The organism is Oleiphilus sp. HI0123, from assembly GCF_001635315.1.
The window spans coordinates 1-747 of sequence record NZ_LWGE01000735.1 but is presented as its reverse complement, the minus strand read 5'-3'; the positions used below and the strand labels follow the sequence as shown (position 1 = coordinate 747).

The window sequence follows — 747 nt, the reverse complement described above, 5'->3', positions numbered from 1 at the left end:
CCGAGGCAATCAGAGTGATACTGACAGCCAGGATCGCGACGGATAGACAAAGAATAACGCATCGATTCTCGATCGATTTTTCGGATAAAGGGCGGAAGAAATTATCCCGAAAGCGATTAAAACCTGGATCGATTTTTACCCGATATGAACCCGCTGCATTGGCTTTAAAGGAGCGCTTAAAGGAATGATTTAAATGACCTGGTAAGACGAGAAAGCACTCAATTACAGAGGCGATAATGACACAGATAATTACTAGTGGAATGTCGAACAGAATGTTGCCGATAATGCCGCTAATGAGCATCAATGGAAGGAAGGCAGAAACGGTTGTCAACGAAGAAGATAAGACTGGCACGAACATCCTGCGAGCACCGACTTCAGCAGCACGTAGAGGGTTTTCACCTTTGCTATAGTGAGTGAGGGCATCTTCGCCTACAACAATTGCATCATCGACAATGATGCCCAGCGCCATGATTAGCGCGAACATGCTGACCATGTTGATACTGCCGCCAACGAGGTAGAGTATTGCAAGTGTGCCCATAAATGATATTGGGATACCGACAGCAACCCAAAAGGCCACACGACCATTGAGGAATATGAATAGGATGCTGACCACTAGAATCAAGCCGCCTAGGCCGTTTTTGATTAGCAGGTTAATACGGTCCTCAATTAGTACGTAGGCTTCATTATAAGCGTGTAACTGAACAGTTTGAGGGAGTAGGGGCTTTGTGTCAGCCAACCAGTTATTAA

1 protein-coding gene is annotated in these 747 nt (G+C 45.6%); it reads right to left on the bottom strand.

What is annotated here, in order from left to right:
* A partial coding sequence (locus tag A3761_RS06555) for an efflux RND transporter permease subunit (RefSeq protein ID WP_197472903.1) occupies positions 1-747 on the bottom strand: 747 nt, incomplete at both ends.